Origin of the sequence: Mesorhizobium sp. WSM4983, from assembly GCF_029625765.1 — a bacterium.
GTDB lineage: Bacteria > Pseudomonadota > Alphaproteobacteria > Rhizobiales > Rhizobiaceae > Mesorhizobium.
On sequence record NZ_JARTVM010000001.1, the window covers coordinates 1,132,536 to 1,158,738 of the forward strand.

17 protein-coding genes and 1 pseudogene are annotated in these 26,203 nt (G+C 62.7%); 15 read left to right on the top strand and 3 right to left on the bottom strand.

Features of this window, described 5'->3' with window-relative positions:
- Positions 1–78 precede the first annotated feature (78 nt).
- The 5 genes and pseudogenes from P9254_RS05550 to P9254_RS05570 all read left to right on the top strand — a co-directional run bounded on the left by P9254_RS05550 (position 79) and on the right by P9254_RS05570 (position 7,472).
- Positions 79–1,748 (top strand): annotated as a pseudogene (locus P9254_RS05550) (thiamine pyrophosphate-binding protein).
- Complete coding sequence (locus P9254_RS05555; RefSeq protein ID WP_278054319.1) at positions 1,745–3,841, top strand: hydantoinase/oxoprolinase family protein; 2,097 nt, start codon at positions 1,745–1,747, stop codon at positions 3,839–3,841. Before P9254_RS05550 ends, P9254_RS05555 begins: the two are co-directional and overlap by 4 nt.
- Positions 3,838–5,457, top strand: a complete 1,620-nt coding sequence (locus tag P9254_RS05560; RefSeq protein WP_095825002.1) for a hydantoinase B/oxoprolinase family protein — start codon at positions 3,838–3,840, stop codon at positions 5,455–5,457. The genes P9254_RS05555 and P9254_RS05560 overlap by 4 nt, the downstream gene beginning before the upstream one ends.
- Positions 5,454–6,656, top strand: coding sequence for a pyridoxal phosphate-dependent aminotransferase (locus P9254_RS05565; protein ID WP_278054322.1), 1,203 nt, complete (start codon positions 5,454–5,456; stop codon positions 6,654–6,656). The genes P9254_RS05560 and P9254_RS05565 overlap by 4 nt, the downstream gene beginning before the upstream one ends.
- A 3-nt stretch (positions 6,657–6,659) precedes the next feature.
- Positions 6,660–7,472, top strand: a complete 813-nt coding sequence (locus P9254_RS05570) for an NAD-dependent epimerase/dehydratase family protein (protein ID WP_127245863.1) — start codon at positions 6,660–6,662, stop codon at positions 7,470–7,472.
- A gap of 78 nt (positions 7,473–7,550) precedes the next feature.
- Here the strand turns inward: P9254_RS05570 and P9254_RS05575 are convergent, their stop codons facing one another.
- Positions 7,551–8,927, bottom strand: a complete 1,377-nt coding sequence (locus tag P9254_RS05575; RefSeq protein ID WP_095802338.1) for an aspartate aminotransferase family protein — start codon at positions 8,925–8,927, stop codon at positions 7,551–7,553.
- A 263-nt stretch (positions 8,928–9,190) separates the two neighbouring features.
- Here P9254_RS05575 and P9254_RS05580 point away from each other — a divergent pair, with 263 nt between their 5' ends.
- The 3 genes from P9254_RS05580 to P9254_RS05590 all read left to right on the top strand — a co-directional run bounded on the left by P9254_RS05580 (position 9,191) and on the right by P9254_RS05590 (position 12,808).
- The gene (locus P9254_RS05580) at positions 9,191–10,309 is read left to right on the top strand and encodes an NAD(P)/FAD-dependent oxidoreductase (RefSeq protein WP_278054324.1); all 1,119 of its coding nucleotides are present in this window, start codon (positions 9,191–9,193) and stop codon (positions 10,307–10,309) included.
- Positions 10,310–10,482: 173 nt separating this feature from the next.
- Positions 10,483–11,271, top strand: coding sequence for an enoyl-CoA hydratase-related protein (locus P9254_RS05585; RefSeq protein ID WP_278054326.1), 789 nt, complete (start codon positions 10,483–10,485; stop codon positions 11,269–11,271).
- A gap of 1 nt (position 11,272) precedes the next feature.
- Positions 11,273–12,808 (top strand): 3-hydroxyacyl-CoA dehydrogenase, encoded by a 1,536-nt coding sequence (locus P9254_RS05590; RefSeq protein WP_278054327.1) that lies wholly within the window; start codon positions 11,273–11,275, stop codon positions 12,806–12,808.
- A 92-nt stretch (positions 12,809–12,900) separates the two neighbouring features.
- Here P9254_RS05590 and P9254_RS05595 read toward each other — a convergent pair whose 3' ends face one another.
- Both P9254_RS05595 and P9254_RS05600 read right to left on the bottom strand, forming a co-directional pair.
- Positions 12,901–13,605 carry a Crp/Fnr family transcriptional regulator gene (locus P9254_RS05595; RefSeq protein WP_278054328.1) on the bottom strand — a complete coding sequence of 235 codons (705 nt, stop codon included), beginning with the start codon at positions 13,603–13,605 and terminating at the stop codon, positions 12,901–12,903.
- A 466-nt stretch (positions 13,606–14,071) separates the two neighbouring features.
- Positions 14,072–14,680: a hypothetical protein gene (locus tag P9254_RS05600; RefSeq protein WP_278054329.1), complete on the bottom strand. Its 609-nt coding sequence runs from the start codon at positions 14,678–14,680 to the stop codon at positions 14,072–14,074.
- A 360-nt stretch (positions 14,681–15,040) separates the two neighbouring features.
- Between P9254_RS05600 and P9254_RS05605 the strand changes: the two genes are divergently transcribed.
- From P9254_RS05605 to P9254_RS05635, 7 genes are all read left to right on the top strand, one after another.
- Positions 15,041–17,131: a GumC family protein gene (locus P9254_RS05605; RefSeq protein ID WP_278054330.1), complete on the top strand. Its 2,091-nt coding sequence runs from the start codon at positions 15,041–15,043 to the stop codon at positions 17,129–17,131.
- A 21-nt stretch (positions 17,132–17,152) separates the two neighbouring features.
- Positions 17,153–17,716, top strand: coding sequence for a transcription termination/antitermination protein NusG (gene nusG / locus P9254_RS05610; RefSeq protein ID WP_095802267.1), 564 nt, complete (start codon positions 17,153–17,155; stop codon positions 17,714–17,716).
- 272 nt (positions 17,717–17,988) lie between these two features.
- The gene (locus P9254_RS05615; RefSeq protein ID WP_278054331.1) at positions 17,989–19,737 is read left to right on the top strand and encodes a hypothetical protein; all 1,749 of its coding nucleotides are present in this window, start codon (positions 17,989–17,991) and stop codon (positions 19,735–19,737) included.
- A gap of 185 nt (positions 19,738–19,922) precedes the next feature.
- A complete protein-coding gene (locus P9254_RS05620; RefSeq protein WP_278054332.1) occupies positions 19,923–21,143 on the top strand; it encodes a glycosyltransferase in 1,221 nt (406 codons plus the stop codon).
- A gap of 136 nt (positions 21,144–21,279) precedes the next feature.
- Positions 21,280–22,644, top strand: a complete 1,365-nt coding sequence (locus tag P9254_RS05625; protein ID WP_278054333.1) for a polysaccharide biosynthesis/export family protein — start codon at positions 21,280–21,282, stop codon at positions 22,642–22,644.
- 387 nt (positions 22,645–23,031) lie between these two features.
- Positions 23,032–24,855, top strand: coding sequence for a type I secretion system permease/ATPase (locus tag P9254_RS05630; RefSeq protein ID WP_278054712.1), 1,824 nt, complete (start codon positions 23,032–23,034; stop codon positions 24,853–24,855).
- A gap of 26 nt (positions 24,856–24,881) precedes the next feature.
- Positions 24,882–26,201, top strand: a complete 1,320-nt coding sequence (locus tag P9254_RS05635) for an HlyD family type I secretion periplasmic adaptor subunit (protein WP_278054335.1) — start codon at positions 24,882–24,884, stop codon at positions 26,199–26,201.
- The last annotated feature ends 2 nt before the right edge of the window (positions 26,202–26,203 follow it).

Genomic DNA, 26,203 nt, shown 5'->3' on the forward strand with positions numbered 1-26,203 from the left:
TCGGCCCGCCAGAGTGCAGGTATAAGTTCGAAAGGCAGGCTCCGTCTGCTTGCCACCAGCGTAAGAGGATGCCGAAGCATGGTCCGCAATGGCGGTCGCCTTCTTGTCGAGTGCCTGATCTCGCTTGGCGCGACCAAGAGCTTCGGCGTTCCCGGCGAAAGCTATCTCGCCGTTCTCGACGCGCTGCACGACACGCGTGGAAAGCTGGACTACGTGCTCTGCCGCAATGAGGGCGGTGCGGCTTTCATGGCTTCCGCCTACGGCAAGCTGACGGGCACGCCGGGCATTAGCTTTGTGACGCGCGGCCCGGGCGTGACCAATGCCAGCATCGGCGTGCACACCGCCATGCAGGACAGTTCGCCGATGATCCTCTTCGTCGGCCAGGTCGGCACCGACATGAAAGGCCGCGAAGCCTTCCAGGAAATAGACTACCGGGCGGTGTATGGAACCGTCGCAAAATGGGCGGTCGAGATCGATGACGTCAATCGTCTTCCCGAAATCGTGGCGCGGGCCTGGACCACCGCTTTGACCGGACGGCCCGGCCCCGTAGTGGTCGCGCTGCCGGAAGACATGCTGACGGCCATGACCGGAGCCGCGCCGCTCGGCGGACCGGCGTCTGTCTTCGAAGCGGCGCCGGCACAGGAGGCAATTGCGTCGGCATTGAAGATGCTTGCCGCCGCCGAAAATCCGGTGCTGCTGATGGGCGGCACCAACTGGACGGCTGACGGACGCGCGGCGCTTCAGGCTTTCGCTGAGGCCTCCGATATCCCGGTCGTGACAGCCTTCCGGTATCAGGACCAGTTCGACAACCATTCGCCGGTGTTTGTCGGCGAGGCCGGCGTCGGGATGGTGCCGCATGTGAAAAACCTGATCCGCGATGCGGACGTGATCCTCGCCGTCAATGTCCGCTTCGGCGAGATGACGACCGACGGCTACACCCTGCTCGAAGTTCCCGTACCGCGCCAGAAGCTGATCCACGTGCACGGCTCCGATCGCGAGATCGGCAAGATCTATGTGCCCACGATCGGTATCCATGCCGGTCCGAACGCCTTCGCCAAGGCGCTCACCCCGATCAAGGGTCTTGGGCCGACTGGCGCACGACGGCACGCAAGGCCTATGAAGGCACGTTCGCTGCGCCCGTGCAGCCCGGCCCGGTCGACATGGTCGCGGTCAGCACCTGGCTGCGCGAGAATCTCCCGGCCGACGTCATCCTTGCCAACGGCGCCGGCAATTTCACCGTGTGGCCGAACAAGTTCTTCAAGTTTGGACCGCAAGCGCGCCTGCTTGCGCCGCAATCCGGCGCCATGGGCTATGGCCTGCCGGCCGCGATCGCGGCCAAGGTCGCATACCCGCAACGCACCGTGGTCTGCTTTGCCGGTGACGGCGATTTCCAGATGAACTGCCAGGAACTCGGAACCGCCATGCAGGCCGGCGCGCAGCCGATCGTGCTGATCGTCAACAATGGCATCTACGGCACCATCCGTGCCCATCAGGAGCGCAACTATCCGGCTCGCGTCTCCGGAACCTCGCTCGAGAATCCCGACTTCGTGGCGCTGGCGAAGGCCTATGGCTTTCACGCCGAGCGGGTCGAATCCAAGGGGGATTTCGCGGCGGCGTTCGAGCGGGCGCTTAGCTCGACGACCGGCGCCGTCCTCGACATCGCCATCTCGCCCGAAGCGATAACGCCCCGGCAGACCCTCTCTCAGATGCGCGACGCCGCGCTCGCTTCCCAGAAGGCCAAGTCATGACCTCCAGAACTGACGACATCCGTCTCGGCGCGGACATCGGCGGCACCTTCACCGACATCGCCCTTGATGTCCGAGGGACGATGTTTTCGACCAAGGTGCTGACCAACTATGCGGCTCCCGAGCAGGCGATCCTCGACGGCATCGCCATCGTCATTCGCGACGCCGGAATTTCGCCGTCCGAGATCGGCATCATCATCCACGGCACGACACTCGCCACCAACGCGCTGATTGAGCGCCGTGGCGCGAAGACCGCGCTGGTCACGACGGAAGGGTTCCGCGACGTGATCGAGATGCGAACGGAAAACCGCTTCGAGCAGTATGATCTGAACCTGCAACTGCCGACGCCGCTGATTCCGCGCGAGGATCGCTTCACCGTCAAGGGCCGCATCGGCGCGGAAGGCCAAGAGCTGCAGCCGCTCGACGAAGCCGCTCTGGAGGACATCGCCGACCGCATTGCGGCGGGTGGTTTCGGCTCGGTGGCGATCGGCTTCATCCATGCCTATGCCAACCCCGACCACGAGCGCCGGGCGCGCGAGATCCTCGCCAGAAAACTCGGCATCCCGATCTCGATCAGCGCCGAAGTCTCGCCGCAGATGCGTGAGTTCGAACGCTTCAACACGGTCTGCGCCAACGCCTATGTGCGGCCGCAGATGGCCGACTATCTCGCCCGCCTGCAGACGCGCCTGAAGGACATGGGCGCGGATTGCCCCGTCTTCATGATCCATTCCGGCGGCGGCCTGATCTCGGTGGGGACCGCTTCGGAATTTCCGGTCCGGCTGGTCGAATCCGGCCCGGCGGGCGGCGCGATCTTCGCCGCAGACATCGCCAGGCGCTTTGGTCTTGAGAAGGTCGTCTCCTACGACATGGGCGGAACCACCGCCAAAATCTGCCTGATCGAGGACTATGCGCCGCGCACGGCGAGAACCTTCGAAGTGGCGCGCACCTACCGCTTCTCGAAGGGCTCGGGCATGCCGATCTCCATCCCGGTTATCGAGATGATCGAGATCGGCGCCGGCGGCGGTTCCATCGCCTGGGTCGACGCCATGGGCCGTATCCAGACCGGGCCGGAGAGTGCCGGCTCGGAGCCGGGGCCGGCCTGCTACGGGCGCGGCGGCAAGCGTCCGGCGATCACGGATGCCGATCTCGTGCTCGGCAAGCTCGACCCCGACAATTTCGCCGGCGGGGCGATCAAGCTGGACAGCACTGCGTCCGAGCAGGCGATTCTGCGCGATGTCGGCGAGCGGCTGTCGCTCGATGCCATGTCGACGGCCTTCGGACTCTGCGAGGTAGTGGACGAGAACATGGCCAATGCTGCCCGCGTCCATGCGGTCGAGAACGGCAAGAACATATCCGACAATCTGATGATCGCCTTCGGCGGCGCCGCCCCGCTTCACGCGGCGAGACTGTGCGAAAAGCTCGGCATCGACCAGTGCATCGTTCCGCGCGGCGCCGGCGTCGGCTCGGCGATCGGCTTCCTCAAGGCGCCGTTCGGCTACGAGGCGCTGGCCTCGAAGCTGACGCGCCTGTCGCGGTTCCAGCCTGCCGAAGTGAATGCCCTGCTCGCCGATCTCAAGGCCTCCGCCGAGGGTTTTGTGCGCGGCGGCGCCAGCGGCAGGATCGTCTGCGAAATCACCGCCTTCATGCGCTATGCCGGCCAGGGCTGGGAAATCCCCGTGCCGGTGGCAGACGAGCCGTTCGGAGACGATGCCGTTGCAGAACTCAAGGCGTTGTTCGAGGAGAATTACCAGCGCTTCTTCGGCCGCGCCATCGAGGGGCTCGACGGACTGGAAATCGAGATCGTCACCTGGTCGGTCAAGGCGACGGATGTTCGTCCCGCCGTCGCCAGGCACGAGCTCACAACTGGCAAGACAACGAGCGAACTCAAAACGAGCCGCGAGGTGTTCGATCCGGTCAGCGGCGCACCGCGCAGCTACGGCATCGTCGAGCGCGACTCGCTCCGCCCCGGCGATCGGATCGCGGGCCCCGCGGTCATCGTCGAGCGCGAAACTTCCACCGTCGTCACCACCAGCTTCGACGCCGTCATCCAGAGCGACGGCGCGATCCTACTGATCCGCAAAGGCAGCCAGGCATGAGCGATATTGGCGAAATCCGCATGCAGGTCATGTGGAACCGATTGATCTCGGTGGTCGAGGAGCAGGCGCTCACCCTGCTGCGCACCGCCTTCTCGACTTCGGTGCGCGAATCCGGCGACCTGTCAGCTGGCGTGTTCGACCCGCGCGGCCAGATGCTTGCGCAGGCAGTCACCGGTACGCCGGGCCACGTCAACACCATGGCCGAGGCGGTGCTGCATTTCATGCACGAAATCCCGCGCGACCAGATGTTCGAAGGCGACACCTACGTCACCAACGATCCCTGGCAGGGCACCGGCCACCTGCACGACATCACCATGGTGTCCCCGTCCTTCCTCAACGGCGAGCTCGTCGCCTTCTTCGCCTGCACGGCACATGTCGTCGATGTCGGCGGGCGCGGCTTCGGCGCCGACGGCAAGTCGGTCTACGAGGAAGGCATCCAGATCCCGATCATGAAGTTCGCGGAAAAGGGCAAGGTCAATCTCGATCTGGTCAGGATCCTGCGCGCCAATGTCCGCGAGCCCAACCAGGTGGTCGGCGATTTCTATTCGCTCGCTGCCTGCAACGAGGTCGGGCACCGGCGCCTCGTCGACATGATGAAGGAGATCGGCCTGACCTCGCTGGATGGGTTAGGCAATTTCATCTTCTCGCGCACCCGCGACGCCATGCTGGAACGCATCGAGGCGCTGCCCAAGGGAAGCTGGTCGAACGAGCTGGTGACCGACGGCTACGACGAGCCGGTGAAACTCGCGGCCACGGTGTCGGTCCGCGAGGACCATGTCGAGGTCGACTTCACCGGCACCGACCCGATGAGCCGCTGGGGCATCAACTGCCCGATCATCTACAGCAAGGCCTATGCCTGCTATGCGCTGAAATGCATGGTGGCGCCCGACATCCCGAACAATGCCGCCTCGCTCGCCTTCTTCACCGTGTCGTCGCCGGTCAACATCCTGAATGCCGTGCGGCCGGCCCCGGTGGCGTTGAGGCACATCTTCGGCCACATGGTGCCCGATCTGGTACTTGGCGCGTTCTCCAAGGCGTTGCCCGGAAAGATCCTCGCCGAAGGCGCCGGCGCGCTGTGGAACATCCACATTTCGGCGCGGCCCGTCGCCGGCGCGTCCGGCCGCCGCGCCGAAGTGCTGATGTTCAACTCCGGCGGCATGGGCGCGCGGCCTGAGCTCGATGGGCTGTCGGCGACGGCCTTCCCGTCCGGTGTCCATACGATGCCGATCGAGGCGACGGAGCATACCGGTCCGATCGTGATCTGGCGCAAAGAGCTGCGGCCGAATTCCGGCGGCGACGGCGAGTTCCGCGGCGGCCTGGGTCAGATCATCGAGATCGCCGCGACCGACGGCCACGAGTTCGACTTCTCCGCCATGTTCGACCGAGTGAACCATCCCCCGCGCGGGCGCAATGGCGGCGAGCCCGGCGTCGCCGGCGTGGTCAAGCTCGACGACGGCACAAAGATGCGCCCCAAGGGCTGGCAGCACGTCCCCGCCGGGCGGCGGCTGATCCTCGAACTGCCGGGCGGCGGCGGCTATGGCGATCCGGCCAAGCGCAGTGCCGCCGCGCGGGTCAACGACCGATCCAAGGGTTACATCTGGGAGAACGACCAATGAGTTACGTTGCCTCGCGCCTCTCGGCGGTGAAGCCTTCGGCTTCCATGGCGGCTTCGCAGGCCGCCAAGGCGCTGCGCGCCAAGGGTGTGGACGTGATCGACCTCGGGTTGGGCGAACCCGATTTCCCGACCCCGCTTCACATCATCGATGCCGCCCATTTCGCGGCGAAAGCAGGACAGACGCTCTACACCGCTGCCGCTGGCACCATCGAAGTGCGCGAAGTCGTGGCCGGCAAGTTCCGCCGTGAGAACGGGCTGGACTACACGGCCGACGACATCGTCGTCGCCAACGGCGCCAAGCAGATCATCTTCAACGCCCTGATGGCGACGCTGGAGCCAGGCGACGAGGCGATCCTGCCGGCGCCCTATTTCGTCTCCTATCCCGAAATGGTGAAGCTGCTCGGCGGCACGCCCGTCGTCGTCGAATGCCCGGAGACCACAGGTTTCCGGCTGACGCCGGCGCTGCTGGAAAAGGCAATCACGTCAAGGACAAAGTGGCTTTTCCTCAACATGCCCGGCAACCCGTCTGGCGCGGTCTATTCCGCGTCCGATCTCAAGGCGCTGGGCGCGGTCCTGGCAAAACACCCGCAGGTGCTGGTCCTTTCCGACGAGATCTACGAGCACATCCTCTTCGACGGACGCGAATTCGTCTCCTTCGGCAAGGCCTGCCCCGAGCTCAAGCACCGCACCCTGATCGTCAACGGCGTCTCGAAGTCCTACGCCATGACCGGCTGGCGCGTCGGCTACGCAGCCGGCCCCGCGCCACTCATCAAGGCGATGTCGACGATCCAGAGCCAGTCCTGCACCTCGGTGTGCTCGATCGCACAAGCCGCGACCGTCGCCGCCCTCAACGGGCCGCAGGATGAAGTCGCGCGCTTCCGGCAGGCCTTCGAGGCGCGCCGCAACCTGGTAGTGGACGGCATCAGGAAGATAAACGGACTGACGTTGTCGCCGCCGGAGGGCGCCTTCTACGCCTATATCGGCTGCGCCAGCCTGATCGGCCGCAAGACGCCCAAGGGTCTCGTCCTGGAGGATGACGCGGCCGTGGCCAACTATCTTCTCAACGAAGGACGCGTGGCGTCGGTGCCGGGTTTCGCCTATGGACTGTCACCCTATTTCCGCATCTCGACGGCGACCGGCGAAGGGGTGCTGGCCGAGGCGATCTCGCGGATCAATGCCGCCGTCGCGCAAGTGGAGTAAACGATGCCGCACTACGAACGTATATTGATCACCGGCGCCGCTGGCCGGCTCGGCTCGCAATTGCGCAAGGGACTGGTGCCGCTGGCAAGCAAGATCCGCCTGGCGGGCCGCGGGCCGTTCAGCGATCTTGCGCCTCATGAAGAAGAAGCCGTCTTCGATCTTGCCGACATGGAGGCGACCATCGCGGCCACCAAGGACTGCGATGCGATCGTGCATTTCGGCGGCGCGCCGCTCGAATGCGAGTGGCATACCATCCTCGATTCCAGCATTCGCGGCTCCTACCACATCTATGAAGGCGCGCGGAAACACGGCGTGAAGCGCGTCGTCTACGCCTCCTCGGTACATGCCATCGGCTATCACGAAATCGAGGCGCACATCGGCGTCGACGCGCCGGTGCGCCCGGACAGTCTTTATGGCGTGTCGAAAAATTTCGTCGAAAGCCTCAGCCGGCTTTATTGGGACAAGTTCGGCATCGAGACGGTGTGCCTGCGCATCTTCTCGTCGTTCCCCGAGCCGGCCGACCGGCGCATGCTGTGGTCGTATCTTTCCTTCGCCGACTGCGTGCGCCTGGTCGAGGCATCGCTGACAGCGCCGCGCGTCGGCCACACCATCTCGTTCGGCCTATCCAACAACAAGCTGAAGATGGTCGACAACAGCGGCGCCGATCATCTCGGATTTATCCCGCAGGACAGCGCCGAGCCGTTCCGGGCCGCCGTCGAGGCGAAGACGCCAATTCCCGACCCAAGGAGGCCGTCGGTGAAATATCTCGGCGGCTGGTTCTGCGAACTCGGTCATCCGGACGACAAGCCCGAATAACCATGCCTCGCAAGCAGGTCAGTTCGGAAATGCCTATCTGACCGAGCCGACACGGGCGCTGCCATAGTGATCGATGGGTCAGTCCCGTGGCCGCACCTGCGGCAGCGCGGCCTCGAGCGACCGTTCGAACGCGTCGACCAAAGCGTCGACCTGAGCCTCGGTAATGATCAGCGGCGGACAGAAAGCGATCGCATCGCCCATGTTGCGCGAGATCACGCCGTTGTGCTGCATGAACCCATTGACCAGCGCACCGAGAGCCGCAGGCTTGCCCCATGGCGCCTTGCTCGCCTTGTCGGCGACCAGCTCGACGGCGGCGATCAGGCCGACGCCACGCACCTCGCCCACCAGTGGATGGGAACCGAGCTTGCGCAGCCTGGCCTGCAAATGCGCGCCGACCGTGCGCGCATTGCCGACAAGGTCGCGCTCCTCGATCAGCTTGAGGTTTTCCAGCGCGACGGCCGCGGCGACAGGATGACCGCCGCCGGTGAAGCCGTGGCCGAAGGTGCCGATGCGATCGCTCTCGTCGGCGATCGGTTCGAAAACCTTGTCGTTGATCAGCAGCGCCGAGATCGGCAGGTAGGACGACGAGATCTGCTTGGACAACACCATGATGTCGGGCTTGATGCCGAAGGTCTGCGAACCGAACATCTCGCCGGTGCGGCCGAAGCCGCAGATGACCTCGTCGGCCACTAAAAGAATGTCGTATTTCGACAGCACCGCCTGGATTTTTCCCCAATAGCCGGCGGGCGGAACGACCACGCCGCCGGCGCCCATGATCGGCTCGCCGATAAAGGCGGCGATGGTTTCCGGCCCCTCTGCGAGGATCAGCTTTTCCAGGTCGTCGGCCAGACGGCTGGAAAACTGCTCCTCGCTTTCGCCGGGCTCGGCATCGCGCCAGTGGTGCGGCGTCGAGGTGTGCAGGATATTGGCGATCGGCAGGTCGAAGGACAGATGATTGTTCGGCAGCCCGGTCAGGCTTGCGGACGCGATGGTGACGCCATGATAGCCGCGCTTGCGGCTGATGATCTTCTTGCGCGTCGGCTGGCCGAGCGCGTTCGACCGGTACCAGATCATCTTGATCGCCGTGTCGTTGGCCTCGGAGCCCGAATTGGTGAAGTAGGCCTTGCTCATCGGCACCGGTGCCATCTGCACCAGCTTCTCGGCCAGATCGATCAGCGGCGAATGCGCCTTCGAGCCGAAATCGTGGTAGAAGGGCAGCTTCGACATCTGCCGCGTGGCCGCCTCGACCAGTCGCTTTTCCGAGAAGCCGACGGCAACGCTCCACAGGCCGGCCATCGCCTCGATATAGCGGTTGCCGGCAATGTCCTCGACATAGACGCCGTCGCCCTTTTCGATGACCAGCGGTCCCGTTTCCTGATGCTTGCGGGCATTGGTGTAGGCGTGCATGTGGTAGCGGATGTCGCGGGCTTCAGGGGAATTCGGTCTGGCGTCCATGATGGCTCCTGTCTGCGAGTGTAGGACCATCTCGCTGGTCGAGAAGTCCGAAATTTGCCCTCGTGTCTGAGCTGTGATGCATCATCGCGGGTTCAAGCCGCAAGAGCCGCCCTGTCACGATCGATAGCGCCATGGGAACCTGGCGCATGGTCGGTCTCGGAAGCGGCGGCGGGCACATCATTGCCCGATAGCAATGGACAACAGCCAGATGATCCTTGAGAAAGGGCTGTGAGGCGCCGCTCGCGCAACCGAATGGACTGGGCATGGAACGGGTTGACTGCGTGATTGCCGGTGCCGGCGTGGTCGGCCTCGCAATCGCGCGCGGCCTTGCCGCGCAAGGTTTCGACACGCTGATCCTCGAAGCGGCGGATGCCATCGGCACCGAGACGAGCTCGCGCAATTCGGAAGTCATCCATGCCGGCATCTATTATCCGCAAGGCTCGCTCAAGGCGCGGCTCTGCGTGGCCGGACGCGAGATGCTCTATCGCTACTGCGCCGAGCGCTCGATTCCGCACCGGCGCTGCGGCAAGCTGATCGTCGCGACCGATGATGCGCAGGAGCCGGTGCTTGCCAATATCCGAGCCAATGCCGCGGCCTGCGGTGTCGGTGACTTGCGTTTCCTCTCTGCCGCCGAGGCTCACAAGCTTGAGCCGGCGCTGCATTGCACCGCTGGCCTGCTTTCGCCCTCCACCGGCATCATCGACAGCCACGCGCTGATGCTCGCCCTGCTCGGCGAAGCCGAGGGCGGCGGTGCGATGCTGTCGCTCAACACCCGCATCGTGTCGGGCCGGATCGAAGCCGACCGCATCGTTCTCCAGACAACCAGCACGGGAAGCGGCGAAGATTTCGAGATCGCCACATCGCGGCTCGTGAACGCGGCGGGGCTCGACGCTGTCGCGCTTGCCGGCTCGATCACAGGATTCGCTCGCCGGTTCCTGCCCGGGCTTCGCTACGCCAAAGGCAACTATTTTTCAGTGGCGACGCGAGCGCCCTTTTCGCACCTCATCTATCCCGTGCCGGAGCCCGGCGGGCTTGGCGTCCATCTGACGCTCGACCTCGGTGGCACGGCGCGCTTTGGGCCTGACGTCGAATGGACCGATGCGCTCGATTACCGCGTCGACCCCGCACGCGGCACCCGCTTCTATGCTGAAATCCGCAAATACTGGCCGGAACTGGCCGACGGCAGCCTGCAGCCGGCCTATAGCGGTATCAGGCCAAAGCTTTCCGGTCCCGGCGAAGCCAACAGCGATTTCGTCATCCAGGATACCGGGACGCATGGCATCGCGGGCCTGGTCAATCTATTTGGCATCGAAAGCCCTGGGCTGACCTCGAGCCTGGCCATCGCCGAGCATGTGACGCGCATCTTGCTGGAGCATCGCTAATGGATAGAACTCATCGGAGCTCGAGCGAAAGCATGACGCTGAGAAGCCGCCTCAGGCCTGCGGACCGCCCTGATCGCACCGGTCGCAGCAAACAATATCCTTGCGGGCCTCGCGGGCGCTGACCATAGTTCGGGTATGAAATTGAGTTTCCCTGTTAGATTCCGCAGCACGAAATGAGTTCCGCGAAAGAATCCCTTGTTGTCGTCGAGAGCCGCCCTGTCGAGAATGTGGGGCTGGTCGAAATCAATCGTCCCCAAGTGCGCAACGCGCTCAACCTCGAAGTGCGGGAGAAGCTGGCCGCCGCCGTGACAAGCTTTTCCGAGGACACGGAAATCCGCTCGATCGTCATTGCTGGGCGCGGCGGCAACTTCGCTGCAGGAGCCGACATAAAAGCGTTCGAAAAGCTCGGCTCGGCCGACATGCTTCTGCAGCGCACCCACCGCTACTGGGACGCGATCGCAAGGTGCCCGAAGCCGGTCATTGCCGCGGTCGAAGGCTTCGCGCTGGGCGGCGGGTGCGAGCTTGCCATGCACGCCGACATCATCGTCGCCGCAAGGTCAGCCACTTTTGGCCAGCCTGAAGTCAAGCTCGGCTTGATGCCGGGCGCCGGCGGCACCCAGCGCCTGCTCAGGGCAATCGGCAAATACAAGACGCTGATGCTCCTTCTCACCGGCGACATGTTTTCGGCCGAGGATGCCGAGCGTGCCGGCTTGGTCAGCACCCTGACGGGTGAGGGCCAGGCCTTGCAGCATGCGCTGCAAATCGCTGAGAGGATCGGCCGTCTTCCGCCGCTGGCCGTCGAGCAGATCAAGGAGGCGGTCGTCAACGGCGAAGACGCTCCGTTGGAAACCGCCTTGAGGCTGGAACGCAAAGCCTTCCAGCTGCTTTTCGATACCGCGGACAAACGGGAGGGCATTGCCGCCTTCCTGGAGAAGCGCAGACCCTCGTTCAAGGGGCGCTGACTTGGCAGGCGCGGGAGGGGAGCCCACCAGTCGGATCGAGAAAGCCGGTGTCGTAGGCGCCGGGGTGATGGGTTCCGGCATAGCGGAGGTCCTGGCGGCGGCAGGCATCGATGTGATGATGGTCGATGATGCCCCCGGAAAGGCGGCGGCGGCCATCGAGCAAATCGCGTCGCGTCAGCGCGCCAGGGCAGCCGCCGGCAAAGTCAGCTCGGACGTGGTCGAGAAGCTGCTCGCCCATATCGAACCTGCCGAAACACTTGAGCGACTGGCAGGCGCCGATCTGGTGGTGGAAGCTATTGTCGAACGTCTCGAGCCCAAACGTCAGCTCATCGAGGCGCTGGAGACAATCGTCAGGCCGGACGCCATCATCGCGACCAACACCTCTTCGCTGTCCGTCACGGCGATCGCTTCCGCGGCCAAGCGACCTGAGCGGATTGCCGGCTACCATTTCTTCAATCCCGTGCCCGTGATGAAACTGGTCGAGGTCATCTCAGGAGCTCACACGGCGCCTGAGGTCGAGCACACGCTGGTCGAGCTTGCGGCCCGCTTCGGCCACCGGCCCGTCGTCGCCAGCGACACGCCCGGCTTTATCGTCAATCACGCCGGCCGCGCCTTCGGCACCGAGGCCCTGGCCATGCTGCGGGAGGGCGTGGCCTCGATCGCCGAGATCGATGCGATCCTGCGCGACGCCGCCGGCTTCAGGATGGGCCCCTTCGAATTGATGGACCTCACCGGGCTCGATGTCTCCCACCCGGTGATGGAGGGTGTCTACAACCAGTTCTATCAGGATCCGCGTTACCGCCCTTCCGTCATCGCGGCGCAGCGTGTGGCTGCGGGCCTGCTCGGGCGCAAGACCGGACGCGGCTTCTATGCCTACGACGGCAGCCGGCAAGCCGTTCCGCCCGCATCGACACAGCCGGCGGAGACCGCCGGGATTCCGGATCGCGTCACCGTTCTGGCCGACAATGACACCGGCGAAATGCAAAAACTGGTCGCGTCGGCCGGCGCCACTGTTTGCGGTCTCCAGGATCAGGCGCTAGGGCGGGACGGCCTCATCCTCGTAGGGTTGGAGGGGCACGATGTCGCCGGCGCCGCGATGCGTCTTGGCCTCTCATCTTCACTATGCGTCGGGTTCGATCCCTATTTCGGCCTGGACCGTCACGTCACGCTCGTCGCGTCGGCGGCGACATCCGATACGGCCAGGAGCGCCGCCCTCGCGCTTGCCAAAAGCGCCGGCCGCAAGGCGACCCTGGTGAGCGATAGTTGCGGCGCGGTCTGCCAGCGCGTGGTCGCGATGATCGTCAATATCGGCAGCGAGATCGTCGAGCAAAAGATTGCATCGGCGGCGGATGTGGACGCCGCCGTACGGCTGGGGCTCGGCTATCCCCACGGACCTCTGGAGTGGGGCAACAAGCTCGGCCCTGCCCGCATTCTGCGCATCCTGGATACGATCCATGACCGCACCCGGGATCCTCGCTACCGCGCAAGTCTTTGGCTGCGACGGCGCGCCGAATTGGGGCTTGCGCTGGAAGAATAGGCTGCCGGAAGGAGACGATTTGGCCCTAACGGTTTGGGCAGTTCAGCACTTCCGCGCTCTGAACTGCCCGTGCCAGGCCTGAGCGCCTTGCATCAGCTTGAAATGTAGGACCGATCAAATCCGGCTGTTTTGATCAGTCCTGGAAGATCGTGCAACTCGACGACCCCGTAACGGAATGAGGCCAGGGCGGTCTGTCGCAACGTTTTCAACACGCGACTCACATGCACAGCCGAAAGTCCCAATGCATCGGCCATTTCGCCCTGGGTCAGCGGGCATTCAAAGCGGGCCGGATAGCTCGTTGCCGATCGATGTGAGCGGCAGGCCAGTTCGAGAAGGAAATGGGCCGTACGCTCAACGGCACCCCTTCTGCTGACGCTTGCCAGGTGTTCCGCAACCCTTGAATATCGATCCGCCTCAGCCCGCAGGATTGCTTCGCAGATGGACTGCGGATAACGCGCAGAACATGTACGGACGGGGCCGGCCAGCTCGATCGCGATAACGTCCGAGAGGGCCGTCACCGTATCGCCCGCTTTTCCGGCGAACTCGATCACCGCAATTTCGCGAGGAAGCGCAAAATCGACGATGAGACGTGAGCCATTTGGCAATGTCTTCGCAAATGCCGCCCAGCCGGCGATCATAATCAGAATAGAGGATTTGGTGTGGTATTCGCCTGCAATAGTCGCGTTGGCCGCATAGGTGCGGCGCACGGCTCCTGGCAGTACGGAGATTCCCCTTTCCCAGCTTGCGTCAGCAAGCGTGGGTCCTTTCACCAATCCAACTTGCTTCGATAAGTTCATTTCCCCGAATCGCCCAAGCCCATGATCCACCCCCCCGGGTCAACCTGAAGCTGCAACTATCGACTAGGCAAAAAGTTCCATCTGTCACCTCATCCGAATTGCAGCGCAGTCTACCACCTTTTGGTACAACCCTACACCCTTGGTATATTAAAGTCGCTCAGGCAGCACAGCTTTGGCTTGCAGCGCATGATGACTTCGGAACAACAGCTCGTGCCGCACCGATGCCAAGCAGCATGCCGCGGCGTGCCCGCATGCCGTCGAAATGCAGGCCCCACCGCACCGATCCCGCATACTGCGCCCGACAGTATCGTCTGGACCATCGCAAAGCCCCGGCGGGAGGCCGGCAGAGTCTCGTCATTACGCGCGACGCTGCGGATGCAGCGAAAAGTTGAACCGCGCTGTCGGTCCGGACAGGCTGCCCGAGAACCTGCCGCCGGAACACCGATCCTTGTCTTCGAACCTTTTGTCAGGGGCTCCCACCCGTCGATGAGGCAAAATCGCGCCCTGCCGATTGCGTTGACGCCGGAGCCGCGGATTCGGGTCGCGGACCGGGCGCTTGCAGCTCTTGCCAAGGCGGCCCTGGGATATATCGCGTCTCGCTTTCTGGATTGTCCGTCGCGCCGACCGCGACGGTTTGCACCATTGCTCCGGCTTCCGGCTTCCGGCGCGAACGCCTGACGCTGTAGGTCTGTCGCCGCTCCTCGGCGACTTCCAGGCCGTCTATTGCCGACGCGACCAATGCGAGGCGGTCCTCGATTTGCTTCATACGCCTCCAGGTGGAAAGCAAAGCCAATGAAACGAGGACGCAATAGGCGAGAAGAGCGGCGACCGCTCCCGCCCAATTCTCGATACCCAACAATAGCAACATGACAGTGCCGATAACGACGGCAAGGGTCCCGTAGCCCAGCTGCCGGCCCTTAAGAAGAAGCATCAGCGGCAGGGTTGCCGCCAGCAGAAGAATGACCCCGGGACCGTCGAGCACCCAACCTGCAAAACTCGGAACGACTTCGCTATAAGTGTCCATGTCAACCTCAGAACTGCCGAGGCCGGCCGCTTCTCTCATCGTCAGGATCATCCTTGGCGATCGTAGCGTTGTAGTGGACCTCCCTGAAGGGCGAGAGGAAGGTGTCTCGGCGACTTCTTAAAGCTCGGAGAGGCATACGGGGTAGACCAGATCGACCTTTAGCCGAGTTACTACTCAATAATGGTAATGGCGGCGATGTCCGCGAAGCTGATATGTTTCTGCCTTACCGGTGACGCGATCGGTGAGTGGGCGCAGAAGAGCGATTTGGACATGTCGGCGGGACACCAACCCTTACGATTCATGCGTTTGAGAGCGCATAACGGCTAGCTGCCCGACCCATTTTGAAATGAACGCCATTCAGCCGACGCTGAAGGGCTGGGAGTTGTGCTGTCGATCGTGAGGATTCGGGAAATGGCCAGTCCAACTGATAATCCGAGGATGATTCGGGAATTCCTGCCCCTCGACGTCAGGGAAGTCTTCGATTTCTTTCTTCGTCGGTGGAAGCTGGTGTGCGGAATTGCCGTCATCACTTTCACACTGTTTATGGCTGCCGCATATATTCTTCCGACAACATACACCGGCGTCTCTCAGATATTGCTCGACGCTCCGATCGACTATATGACTCCACAGGATTACTCCAATTCCGATTTTTCTGACAATCCAACATTCATTGAAAGTCAGATCGCTGTCTTGAGGTCTGCGTCACTTCTTCAGCAGGTCGTCGACAGCCAAAAGCTGGCGGAAGACCCCAAGATAGGACCGGGAGCATTGGTATGGCTCCAGAACGCGCTGGGAGTTTCGCGCGTCGGGCTTGGCAACGTCATTGAGCTTGATGTAGGCGCCTACGATCCGGAAAAAGCGGCATCGCTCGCGAACGCGATTGCCCAGGCCTATGTGGCAGATCGAATAAGGTCCCGTTACGAAGGGGTCCAGAAGGCCTCCTCGTGGCTCAGCGATCGGGCCGCCTATCTGCGAGCGGAGCTCAGCCGCTCGGAGCAAGCTGTCCAGAAGTTTCGGATCGATCACAATCTAGTAGCGACGCAGGCGGGCAGCTTGACTGACCAGCAACTGTCCGAGTTGAACGTCGCCCTAATCAATGCTCGCGCCGAGTTGTCCGAGAAACGTTCGCAATATCAGCAAGTTAGCAAGGTACAGGCTGCCGGAGGCGACATCCAGTCGATTCCGGACGTGCTGCAGTCGGTGGTGATTAACGCGCTCAGGGCTCAGCTCTCCGGAGTGACCCGGCGGGAAGCCGACCTCAAATTGAAGTATGGCGAGCGGCATCCCGAGGTCTTGTCCGCTCAGGCCGAGCGCCGCGACATCGAGGGACAGATCGCCGCCGAAGTCCAGCGCCTGATCGGCAATCTCAAGAACGAGGTCGACGCGGCCGAAGCTCGGGAGGCTTCTCTGGCTCGCGCCCTGGACTCGGTATCCAACCGCTCCGAAATCGAAGGTCAGGTTGGCGTCCAGTTACGCGATCTGGAGAGGATCGCGGCCGCGAACAAGGAACTCTTTGAGACGTTCCTGTCGCGCGCCAAGCTCACCGAGGAGAAATCCACCCTCCTCAACAGCGGCGTGCGTGTAATCACCGATGCCAGCGTTCCTGGCGCTCCGAGCTTCCCAAACAGGCCTCTTTTTGCGGCTTTGGGTGTGGTTTTCGGCATCTTCTTCGGGGGCGCCGGCGCCGTTCTGCGTGAACTCTTCGCTTCTGGCTTCATGGCAAAGAAGCAGATCGAGGAAGAATTGGCCGTTCCGGTTCTTGCGTCGATGCCAAGGATGTCAGGCTGGTCGAAAGACGTCCATGCTCAGCCTGTGGCCTATCTCGAGCGCAAACCGCTCTCCAGGTACAGCGAAGCGGTGCGGCGGCTTCGCCTCGGTATCCAGGCCACGCCGGAACTGGACCGTTCGCCGCGCCTGGTGCTCGTGACATCGGCGATGCCCGGCGAAGGCAAGACAACGCTGGCATTGAGCCTGGCTTGCTCGGCGGCTGCCGACGGCGAACGGGTTCTGGTCATCGACGCGGACTTGCGTCTTTCGGCCGCCACGGCCTTCTTCGGCATGGCTGACAAGGTCGGATTGGTCGATCTCCTGACCTTGCCGGTGAAGGCCGCAAACGCGATCCATCTGGACGAACGCTCGGGCATATCCATGCTGCCCGCAGGAGCAAGAACCCGCAACCCGCCTGCCCTTCTTGCTTCGGCGCGAATGCGCTCGCTGCTTGAGGAAGTTCGGGGCAAATTCGACACGGTGATCATTGACGCACCACCCGTCGGACCCGCGGCCGATGCCTCGATCCTGGCCAGGCATGTCGACAAGGTCGTCTTCGTCGTGAGGTGGCGGGAAACCTCGCGCGAGGCCGTTGCCGAAGGAATTCGACATCTTGGCGATCGGTCCAAGCTTGCCGGCATTGCCCTGACGATGGTGGACGAACCAAAGCTGCCCAGATACGGCCGTTACACGTCGCTCGAAAGCAGTGTCTCGGACAGTTACTACCTCAATTAGGGAAAGACAAAGTATTGCGTCATGCTGCACACTAACTTCTGCAACAACGGTTTTCCTGACTCGGCGGACAAAAGTCACGGCGGCGAAGCTGCGCGCTGGTGCGTGGTCCAGACGCACCAGCATTCCGAGAGCCTTGCCGAGCGGCACCTGCTATCGCAGAACTTCCGGACCTATCTGCCCAAGCGCAGGCGAACCGTCCGGCACGCCCGCAGGGTCAGGACCGTCTCCAGCGCGTATTTCGACTGCTATCTGTTCGTCTCCCTGGCTGTCCATCAGCAGAGCTGGTACCCGATCAACTCGACCGTGGGCGTCCGAAAGCTCGTCATGAGCAAGGGCATGCCGGTACCGGCGCCTTATGGGGTGGTTGAATCCTTGATATCGGCAACCGATGAGGACGGGATTTTGCACCCGGACATCCTGTTGAGGCCGGGCCAGAAAATCAGGATCATAGACGGGCCATTTTCGGACCAGCTCGGGGTACTTGATCATGTCGGAAGCGCCGGAGCGGTCAGAATCCTTCTCGACATCATGAACCGGTCTACTCCTATCACTATTGATCGGGACAAGTTGTCGATAGTGTCTTGAAACTACCCGGTGAGTTTTTACTCACCGCTTTCGTTACACAGATGCCGAAATACTCGGCAGGGAGTGATGAGTTGGCACCCAATTCACCCTCGGTGCGGTAGCCTGCGAAGGTGATGTCAGAACCTGCGGGCCGGCACTGAGACGATTGGTCGTTCGACATCCCAGGAACACCAGCCCACCGAGGGGCTTGGACTTACCGCACGCCAGTTCCACGACGTTTCCGGCGACGACGAGCGGGTGACGCTCGCCCGCGACCAATCACGAGAAATCTCTTGCAAACACCACGCAAGTCCAAATCGGCAGCCTTCCCTCCGGCCGCGGCCGGAGACCTTCGGGATCGTCTGCAGCCGCAGCAGTATCGACGCTGGGCTACGGAGGCCAAGGCGGAGATCGTGGCGGAAACGTTGGCGCCGGGAGCGAATGTTTCAGCGTCGGCGAAGACTGTTGGCGCGGGCGCATTGGGCAGCCACTCAGGTGCAGCGCCGTATCAAACTGACGGAGACGCTCCTTTCAGGCCGATCGAAACGGCGCCGGCACTGCCGATTGCCAGCGAACTGTTTCGAGCACTCAATGAAGCTGGCGTGAGGTACGGAATTATTCAGGATCTCGCGTCCGTGCACGACGGATTTGCCGGCCGGGATGATCTGGATGTCCTTTTGGACAAGCATGACTACCCGCTCTTCTGCTCTATCGTCTGTCAATTGCACGGCCGGCGCGGCGTGAGCCTCTCCTGCTACGATAATGTCTGTGCCGGCAGAGAAGACTGGTTCCTGCCTGACTTCACGCATGGCCGCTATCTCCATCTCGACATGCATATCGGTGCCCGCGTCGGCCGGGAATTTCGCAAGCGCTATCCGGCTTTCGATTATGCGGCGATCACGCGATGGGAGGCGATTTGCGTCGACGGAGTATCGGTTCCGGTGGTCTCTCCCGAAGACGAGCTTCGAATAGCGATTGCCCGCTTCGCCTTCCGCGCCTCGGCGCTTCCATGGAGGCAATGGATCACCCTCGACGAGGGTTGGAAGCAGCACTTTGCGCGCCTGCCGTCCACGTCGGACGAGCACGGCTTGCAGGTCGTCGACTGCACGTTTGACGGCGCAAGAACGGTGCGCTGCAGGTTCCTGCAAAGCGCCGACGGCTTGGCCGCCCACCGCGGAGATCTGGCCAGGCTGCGGCGTTCGATCCGCGAAATGTGTGGCTATACGGGACGCCCCGCTATCGCCGATGCGGCGGTCCATCTGGTGCGCAAGACCTGCTATCTCGCCCTGAGATCCCTCCACCGCTTGATGCCGGGGCGCTTTCCACCGAAGAGACGGCCCGCAGCTGGTGGATTCGTGGTGGCCTTGATAGGTCCCGATGGCATGGGCAAGAGCACTCAGGCTACCTGGCTGAGGCAGATATTCGGGTGGAAATTCGGATGTGCCCAAGTCTATGTCGGAACTGGCGATGGCAATGGATGGCGGCTTCGCAAGGCACTGCAGGCCGTCGTCTCTCCCCATAGACGGCGCCTCAAGTCCCTGGCCCAGAACGATGGCAACGATTCCTCCGGCCGGGCTTGGTCGAAGGGAGGATTTGTCGCTGCCGCGTTGGCGTTTTGGGCGGTTTTGATCGCGTTTGAGCGATACGCTGTAGTGAAACGCGCACATCGATGGTCGACGCGCGGCATGATCGTCATTTGCGACCGGTGGCCGCAGGCGCTCGGCAGGGGATATCTGGACGGGCCGACCATTCCCGCTCGCCTGTTCTCCGTCCCAGGCCTGTCAGTTCTCGCCCGGCTTGAGCAGCGACTCTACGAGAAGATGGCGGAACGCCGCCCACACCTCGTTTTGCACCTCGTTTCAGACTTTGCGGTCTCCGAACAGCGAAAGCCCGGGGACATCAGGAAAGAAGCGTTCGACGCGCGGCTATCGCTGATGGCGGAACTGCGGGCGAAGGACAAGGATATCCGGACCGTTGACGCCAGCGCCGGCATAGAGGCCGTCGGCCAAGAGTTGTTCAGGCATATCTGGCTGTCTCTCTGAGAGGCAAATCGGGCGGTCCAACCGCCCCGCATCATCCCCGACGTGCAGCTTTTACGCGATCGCGCCGAACGACGGGCGAGCCCGGCCCGTGCCCCGAAACCCGCGGAAGGCGCCCCGCGACACTCCCGCTCGATCCCCTCGATCTCTCGCCGCTCCCGGATTTCATGTCCCTGAGGTACAAGCAAATGAAGATCGTTCATGTGATCACCAGACTGCTTCGAGCCGGCTCCGAGGAGAACACGTTGGCTTGCTGTCTCGCTCAGGCGCGGCACGGCCATGAAGTGCTGTTGGTTCACGGCGCGGAATACGACCCAAGGTTACGGGCATCCCTTGCCGGAGCCCTGCGAGTGGTGACGCTGGAAAAACTTATCAATCCGATCGCGCCATCCCGCGACGTTTCCGCCTTAAGGCAGCTCACCCGCCTTATGCGTGATTGGCGGCCCGACATCGTGCACACCCATCAAAGCAAAGCCGGCATTGTCGGCCGCCTCGCCGCCAAGGAAGCCAATATCCCTGGCATCATACACGGTGTCCACATCTTGCCTTTCGTGCATGTCGGCCGCGGGCAGAGGCTGGTGTTCCTGGCCGCCGAACGCCTGGCCGCGAAGTTCACGCGCGCTTTCATCGATGTCAGTCAGGCTATGCGCGACATCTGCATCGCCAATCATCTGGGCAGCCCCGATCAGCACCATGTCGTCCATTCCGGCTTCGATCTGGCACGCTTCGCGAACGCGCGATGGCCGCAAGATCCGCATCTGCTCCTGGGGACGGCTGCCGGGGAGCCAAAGCCGCCGGTGGTTCTGATGTTGGCCGCGCTGGAACCGAGAAAACGCCACGTCGAGTTCATTGAGGCATTCGGCAAAGTCGTTGACCGAGTTCCAAACGTGCGACTGCTCCTCGCCGGTGACGGACCGGCGCGTTCGGACGTTGAATCGGCGATTGAACGATCCCGGTTCGCAAACAACATTCGCATGATCGGCTACCATAGCGAGCCCGAACGACTGATCAGTCTGGCGGACGTGTGCGTGCTGACCTCGATGCGAGAGGGATTGCCTCGCGTCATGATGCAGTATTTGGCCGGCGGTCGAGCCAGCGTGGTCTCGCATTTGCCGGGCGTGGAAGAGGTTGTCCGCCATGGCGTGAACGGAATTGTGACCCCGGCCGAGGATGTGGGCGCCGCGGCGGCGGCTGTCGCCGGTCTTCTCGAGAACCAGCAGCACCGCACTCAACTGGCCGACGGCGCGAAACGCACCGACCTGTCGTCCTGGGGGCTGGACGCCATGTGCGAAAGCGTCGAGCAGATTTATCAATCCGTGCTGGAGCCCGCCCCTTCGGCCGCGAGGCCAAACGAGGCGAGAATTCGCGACCGCCTCGCCGGGCAAACCTTCGGGCTGCACGGATTTTGATCAGCCTTTGCTGCTCCGATGGAGTTCGCAATGCAGGCTTACTTCTCGAACCATAGGAAGAACCTCTTGTCACGCTCCCGCCGGCGAATGTCGACGGGCCCCGATGGCAGCAGGCTAGACAACCGGAGTACCGACGATGCGTATGCGTATTGACCAGCAATTTCCTCCCAAGCCTCTGCGCATGAAGGGCTGGTGCCGACGGCTAGTTTCCAACTTCGAACCCGCGGTCGGCAGCATGCTCGCAATGATCGGTGGACTTGCCGTTGCCATTGTACTGCTCACCGCAAGTGCATCGCGCGCGGATGGATACACCTTCGACACCGGTGACATCCTGCGTGTGTCCGTGATCGGCGAACAATCCTATCCGCTGGAGGTCGTGGTCGATGATCGGGGCTCTATCTCACTGCCAATGTTGGGTGACATCAAAGCGCGCGGCCTGACCACCGTTGCCCTCTCGCAGGCCATCCAGCAAGCATTTCAGCAGCAGAAGCTGATCCTCCAGCCGTTCGTGAAAGTGGAGATCGGACAATACCGGCCATTTTTCATCTCCGGAACGGTGGCCCACCCTGGATCCTATCCGTTTCAACCCGGAATAACGGTTCGCCATGCACTCGCTATAGCAGGCGGGTTTCGCGCCAGCGCTGTGGGCAACACGGAGCCGGCCCTGGAAATAGCTGATCTGCGAAGCGCGCGCTCAAACCTGGCGCTTGAAGAATATCGCCTGAAGGTCCGTCTTGCTCGGCTCCAGGCGGAAAGTCGACTGGAAAAGTCCTTCGTCGCTCCTCCCGATTCGCCCGTCGAGTTTGGCGGGCAATTGATTGACGGCATCATCGCGTCCGAACAGCAGCAGCTGGACGCCCGCCTTGCCGCGTATCGGGATGACGTTTCCTACCTGGAGGCCTCGCTGGATCGGGCGAAGAAGGAAGCGGCCATGCTAGCCGCGGCCAGGGAAGAACGTGAAAAGACCGCGAACATCCAACTGCAAGAACTGCAGTCTGCCCGGTCTCTGCGGGAAAAGGGTTTGATAACGAACTCGAATGTGTTGACGGCGGAACGAGCACATACCACCTATCGGGCTGAACTGGCGCAGACGGAATTGCAGCAGGAACAGGCGCAGCAGGCGATGCTGAACGCTGAAAGCGAGCTGCGAAAGAAGCACCAAAGTCACGAAATGGAATTGATCGGCCAGACTCAGGACGCGCAAGTTGAGCTCGGAAAAATCCAAAGTCAAATCAGATACGTGGCCGACAAGCTTCTCTTTATCTTCACTTACGGCGAACAGAGAACCTTCGACGACCTGCAGGGCTCGGTGAGGATTTCCATCTTCAGGCGCGACCAGAAGATCGCCCACGACATCGTCGCCGATCAAAACACGGAAGTGAGAGCCGGCGACGTCATCGAGGTTTCCGTCGTGGCCAACAAGGGGTTCTACGCTCCGGACTCTGGTACCTCTCCCAAAGTGCAAAATCCGGCCGTCCAGCGCAGCATGGTCGGCCAATAGAGCAGCAGATATCTTCGGAATTTTGACGTGATCTTTGGCACAGTATTGACGGCCTTTGGAGCGCGTCCCCGCCGGGCGAATTTCCATGCCAAGACGAAGCAGCGGCCGCCAAAGCGCCCCCGCACAACTGCGCGCCGCAAGAAGTCGAGCAAGGCCCCGCGCCGCCGCCTCATCGTCCGACTTCCCGCTGCAATCCTGCTCCTTCTCGCCGCCGCGCTTGCGGGTGCGGAGTTTCTGCCACGCTTTGTTGATCTCGCCAGGGTTTCGCAGACGCGACCCTGGACGGACCTCGTGGCTGGCTGGCGCTATTTTTCCGATCCGCGGGCCTTGCTGGCCGGTCCGGGTGCCCTCCAGGTTTTCGTGGCGGTCGCGGCCCTTGGTCTGCTCATGGCAGCCGTCCGCAGCGCAAGGCGGAGACGAAGAAACGACTTGCCCGGCGCATTCGCGAACGCCGGCGCCCGGTCCTCGACCAAGGAACCGGCGCCCGGCTCCGAACTGGCCAGTGCGTTGCGCTCCTGCAAGGCAGCCTTCGCGGGCGTTGCGGTTTTCAGCGGCGTGAGCAACATCCTCATGCTGACCGGCGCAATGTTCATGTTAGAGGTCTACGACAGGGTGCTGCCGAGCCGCAGCGTCCCCACTCTGATCGCCATGGCAATACTGGCCGGCGCTCTGTTTGCCGGGCAGGCAGTCATCGACCTCGTGCGCGGCCGCATCATGAACCGGATCGGTGCTGAGTTGGACGAAGCGGTTGGGGGACGCGTATTCACCGCCGTTTCGAGGTTGCCCCTGTACATCGGCCAGCAGGGAGATGGATTGCAGCCGCAACGCGATCTCGACAACATCCGTACTTTTCTGTCGAGTGCCGGGCCTGGCACCCTGTTCGATCTTCCCTGGCTGCCCTTCTATCTGGCGATCATCTGGAGCCTTCATCCGACCCTCGGGACAACCGCCGCTTGCGGCGCGTTGGTGCTGGTGACGCTGACGGTCGCGACGGAGATCCTCACGCGCAGACCGATGGGCGCCGCGGTTCAAAGCAGCGTGAGGCGCAACAGCTTGGCCGAGGCCAGCCGCCGCAACGCGGAGGTGCTTCAGGCGATGGGCATGGGCAGGCGCCTGCACGACCACTGGCGCGAAGCGAGCCGCGAGCATCTTGCGCTGCAACAGCGTGTCAGCGACATCGTTGGCGGTTTCGGCAGTTTCGCTCGCGCGTTGCGACTGATGCTTCAGTCGGCGATGCTGGGTGTGGGCGCCTGGCTCGTGATCGAGGGCGAGGCGACCTCCGGGATCATCATCGCCGGCTCCATCCTTGTAGGCCGTGCGCTGGCGCCCGTCGATCTTGCCATCGCCCATTGGCGCAACTTCGTCGGGGCGCGACAGAGCTGGAGCAGGCTGAGCAAATTGCTCGCCCGGTTGCCGCAGGACGCTCAACCGATGGCGCTTCCGGTGCCCGGGTCGAAGTTGACTGTGGAGCGCATCGCGATCGGTGCGCCGGGCGCGCAACGCATCATCGTGCAAGGTGTGGAATTCAGCCTGGATGCCGGCTCGGTGCTAGGCATCATAGGACCAAGCGGTTCCGGCAAATCGAGTCTGGTTCGCGGGCTGGTCGGCGCATGGCGACCGTTGGCGGGCCGTATCAAGCTGGACGGCGCCGCTCTCGACCAGTGGTCGTCGGAGCGGCTGGGCCGCTACATAGGCTACCTTCCGCAAGACGTCGAACTGTTCGCGGGAACGGTTGCCGACAATATCGCGCGCTTCGATCCCGGGCCGGACCCGCAGGCCATTGTCGCAGCCGCCCGCGCCGCGGGCGTCCACGAGCTCATCATCGGTCTCCCCAATGGCTACGAGACGCAGATCGGAGAGGGCGGAACCGCGCTTTCAGCCGGCCAGCGTCAGCGCATTGCGCTGGCGCGCGCGCTGTATGGCGATCCGTTCCTGGTGGTCCTCGACGAACCCAACTCCAATCTCGATGCCGAAGGTGAAATGGCGCTTGCCGCTGCCATCCTCGCAATCAAGGCCCGCGGCGGCATCTTAGCGATTGTGGCGCATCGGCCGAACATTCTCAGCACAGTGGATTTCCTGCTCGTGATGAAAGAAGGCCAGACGCAGATGTTCGGCACCAGGGAAAGCGTTCTGTCGACACTCTTGCCCGCGCCACAGACCGTGACCGCAGGCCTGCAGCCGGTTTTCAAGCTCACTCCGACACCGCGTTGATGGCTGACCCGGATTGGAATGGGGAAATGACAGCTGCCCTTTCGAACGTGTCGCTTTTGAACGGACGGTCGATCCGTCGCAATCTGCTGGGCGGCACGACCATCGTCGCATTGCTCGTCGGCGGAATGGGAGTCTGGGCCGGGACGGTGGATATTTCGGGAGCGGTGATTTCGCACGGCACGGTGGTCGTCGACAGCAGCGAAAAGAAGGTTCAACACCCGACCGGCGGTGTGGTCGGCAAGATTTTTGTGCGCGACGGCGACCGCGTCAGGGCCGGAGACGTTCTGGTCCAGCTCAGCGACACCGTTCCGCGTGCCAGCCTGGCCTACGTGACGAAGAACCTGGATGAGCTCTATGCGCGAAAATCCCGGCTCGAGGCCGAGCGTGACGGCAGCGAGCGCATCACGCTTGCTCCGATGCTTGTCGCGAGAATGAACGACCCTGAGATAGCTGCCACGGTGGCGAGCGAACAGCGGCTGTTCGAGCTTCGTCGAACCGAGGTGTCTGGCAACAAGGCGCGCCTGCGCGAACGCATCGAGCAGTTCGGGAAGCAGATCGAAGGCTATTCGGCGCAGGAATCGGCAAAGACGAAGGAGATCAAGCTGATCAACGACGAGCTCGTCGACATCCGCAGTCTTGTCGAAATGAAACTCACCCTCAAATCGAAGCTGACCGAATATGAACGTGAGGCGACGCGCATCGAGGGTGAACGGGCGCAACTTGTGTCGAGCATTGCGCAGGCAAAGGGAGCGATCGCCGAAATCGAGCTGCAGATCCTGCAGCTGGACAAGGAGTTTTCCAGCGAGACCGGGAGCGATCTGCGCGATGTCGAGGCCAAAATCGCCGAGTTCGAGGAGCGCAAGGTCGCCGCCGAGGACCAGCTGTCGCGCATCGATATTCGCGCCCCCGCCAGCGGCACGGTCCATCAATCGGCAGTCCATACCGTTGGCGGCGTGATCGGCGCGGGGGATCCGATCATGCTGATCGTGCCCGACACCGATGCTCTCGCGGTCGAGGTAAAGGCCGCACCCCAGGACATCGATCAGCTCTCGATCGGTCAGCGCGCGCTTCTTCGCTTCACGGCTTTCAACGTCCACACCACGCCCGAAATGGAAGGTATGGTCTCCATGATCGCGGCAGACGTGACGCGCGATCAGCATACCAACGAAATCTACTACACGGTACGCATCACCCCCGACCCCCACGAGCTGAAGAAGCTTGGAGCGCTCTCGCTGGCGCCCGGCATGCCGGTGGAAGCGTTCGTACGGACTGGCGACCGCAAGGTGCTCTCATACCTGATGAAGCCTTTGACGGACCAGATGATGCGTGCGTTCAGAGACCAGTAGCA

Coding starts and splice junctions, on each gene's coding strand:
- P9254_RS05555 (WP_278054319.1), top strand. CDS start 1,745: ATGACCTCCAGAACTGACGACATCCGTCTCGGCGCGGACATCGGCGGC.
- P9254_RS05560 (WP_095825002.1), top strand. CDS start 3,838: ATGAGCGATATTGGCGAAATCCGCATGCAGGTCATGTGGAACCGATTG.
- P9254_RS05565 (WP_278054322.1), top strand. CDS start 5,454: ATGAGTTACGTTGCCTCGCGCCTCTCGGCGGTGAAGCCTTCGGCTTCC.
- P9254_RS05570 (WP_127245863.1), top strand. CDS start 6,660: ATGCCGCACTACGAACGTATATTGATCACCGGCGCCGCTGGCCGGCTC.
- P9254_RS05575 (WP_095802338.1), bottom strand. CDS start 8,927: ATGGACGCCAGACCGAATTCCCCTGAAGCCCGCGACATCCGCTACCAC.
- P9254_RS05580 (WP_278054324.1), top strand. CDS start 9,191: ATGGAACGGGTTGACTGCGTGATTGCCGGTGCCGGCGTGGTCGGCCTC.
- P9254_RS05585 (WP_278054326.1), top strand. CDS start 10,483: ATGAGTTCCGCGAAAGAATCCCTTGTTGTCGTCGAGAGCCGCCCTGTC.
- P9254_RS05595 (WP_278054328.1), bottom strand. CDS start 13,605: ATGAACTTATCGAAGCAAGTTGGATTGGTGAAAGGACCCACGCTTGCT.
- P9254_RS05600 (WP_278054329.1), bottom strand. CDS start 14,680: ATGATCCTGACGATGAGAGAAGCGGCCGGCCTCGGCAGTTCTGAGGTT.
- P9254_RS05605 (WP_278054330.1), top strand. CDS start 15,041: ATGGCCAGTCCAACTGATAATCCGAGGATGATTCGGGAATTCCTGCCC.
- nusG (WP_095802267.1), top strand. CDS start 17,153: ATGCTGCACACTAACTTCTGCAACAACGGTTTTCCTGACTCGGCGGAC.
- P9254_RS05620 (WP_278054332.1), top strand. CDS start 19,923: ATGAAGATCGTTCATGTGATCACCAGACTGCTTCGAGCCGGCTCCGAG.
- P9254_RS05625 (WP_278054333.1), top strand. CDS start 21,280: ATGCGTATGCGTATTGACCAGCAATTTCCTCCCAAGCCTCTGCGCATG.
- P9254_RS05630 (WP_278054712.1), top strand. CDS start 23,032: ATGGCAGCCGTCCGCAGCGCAAGGCGGAGACGAAGAAACGACTTGCCC.
- P9254_RS05635 (WP_278054335.1), top strand. CDS start 24,882: ATGACAGCTGCCCTTTCGAACGTGTCGCTTTTGAACGGACGGTCGATC.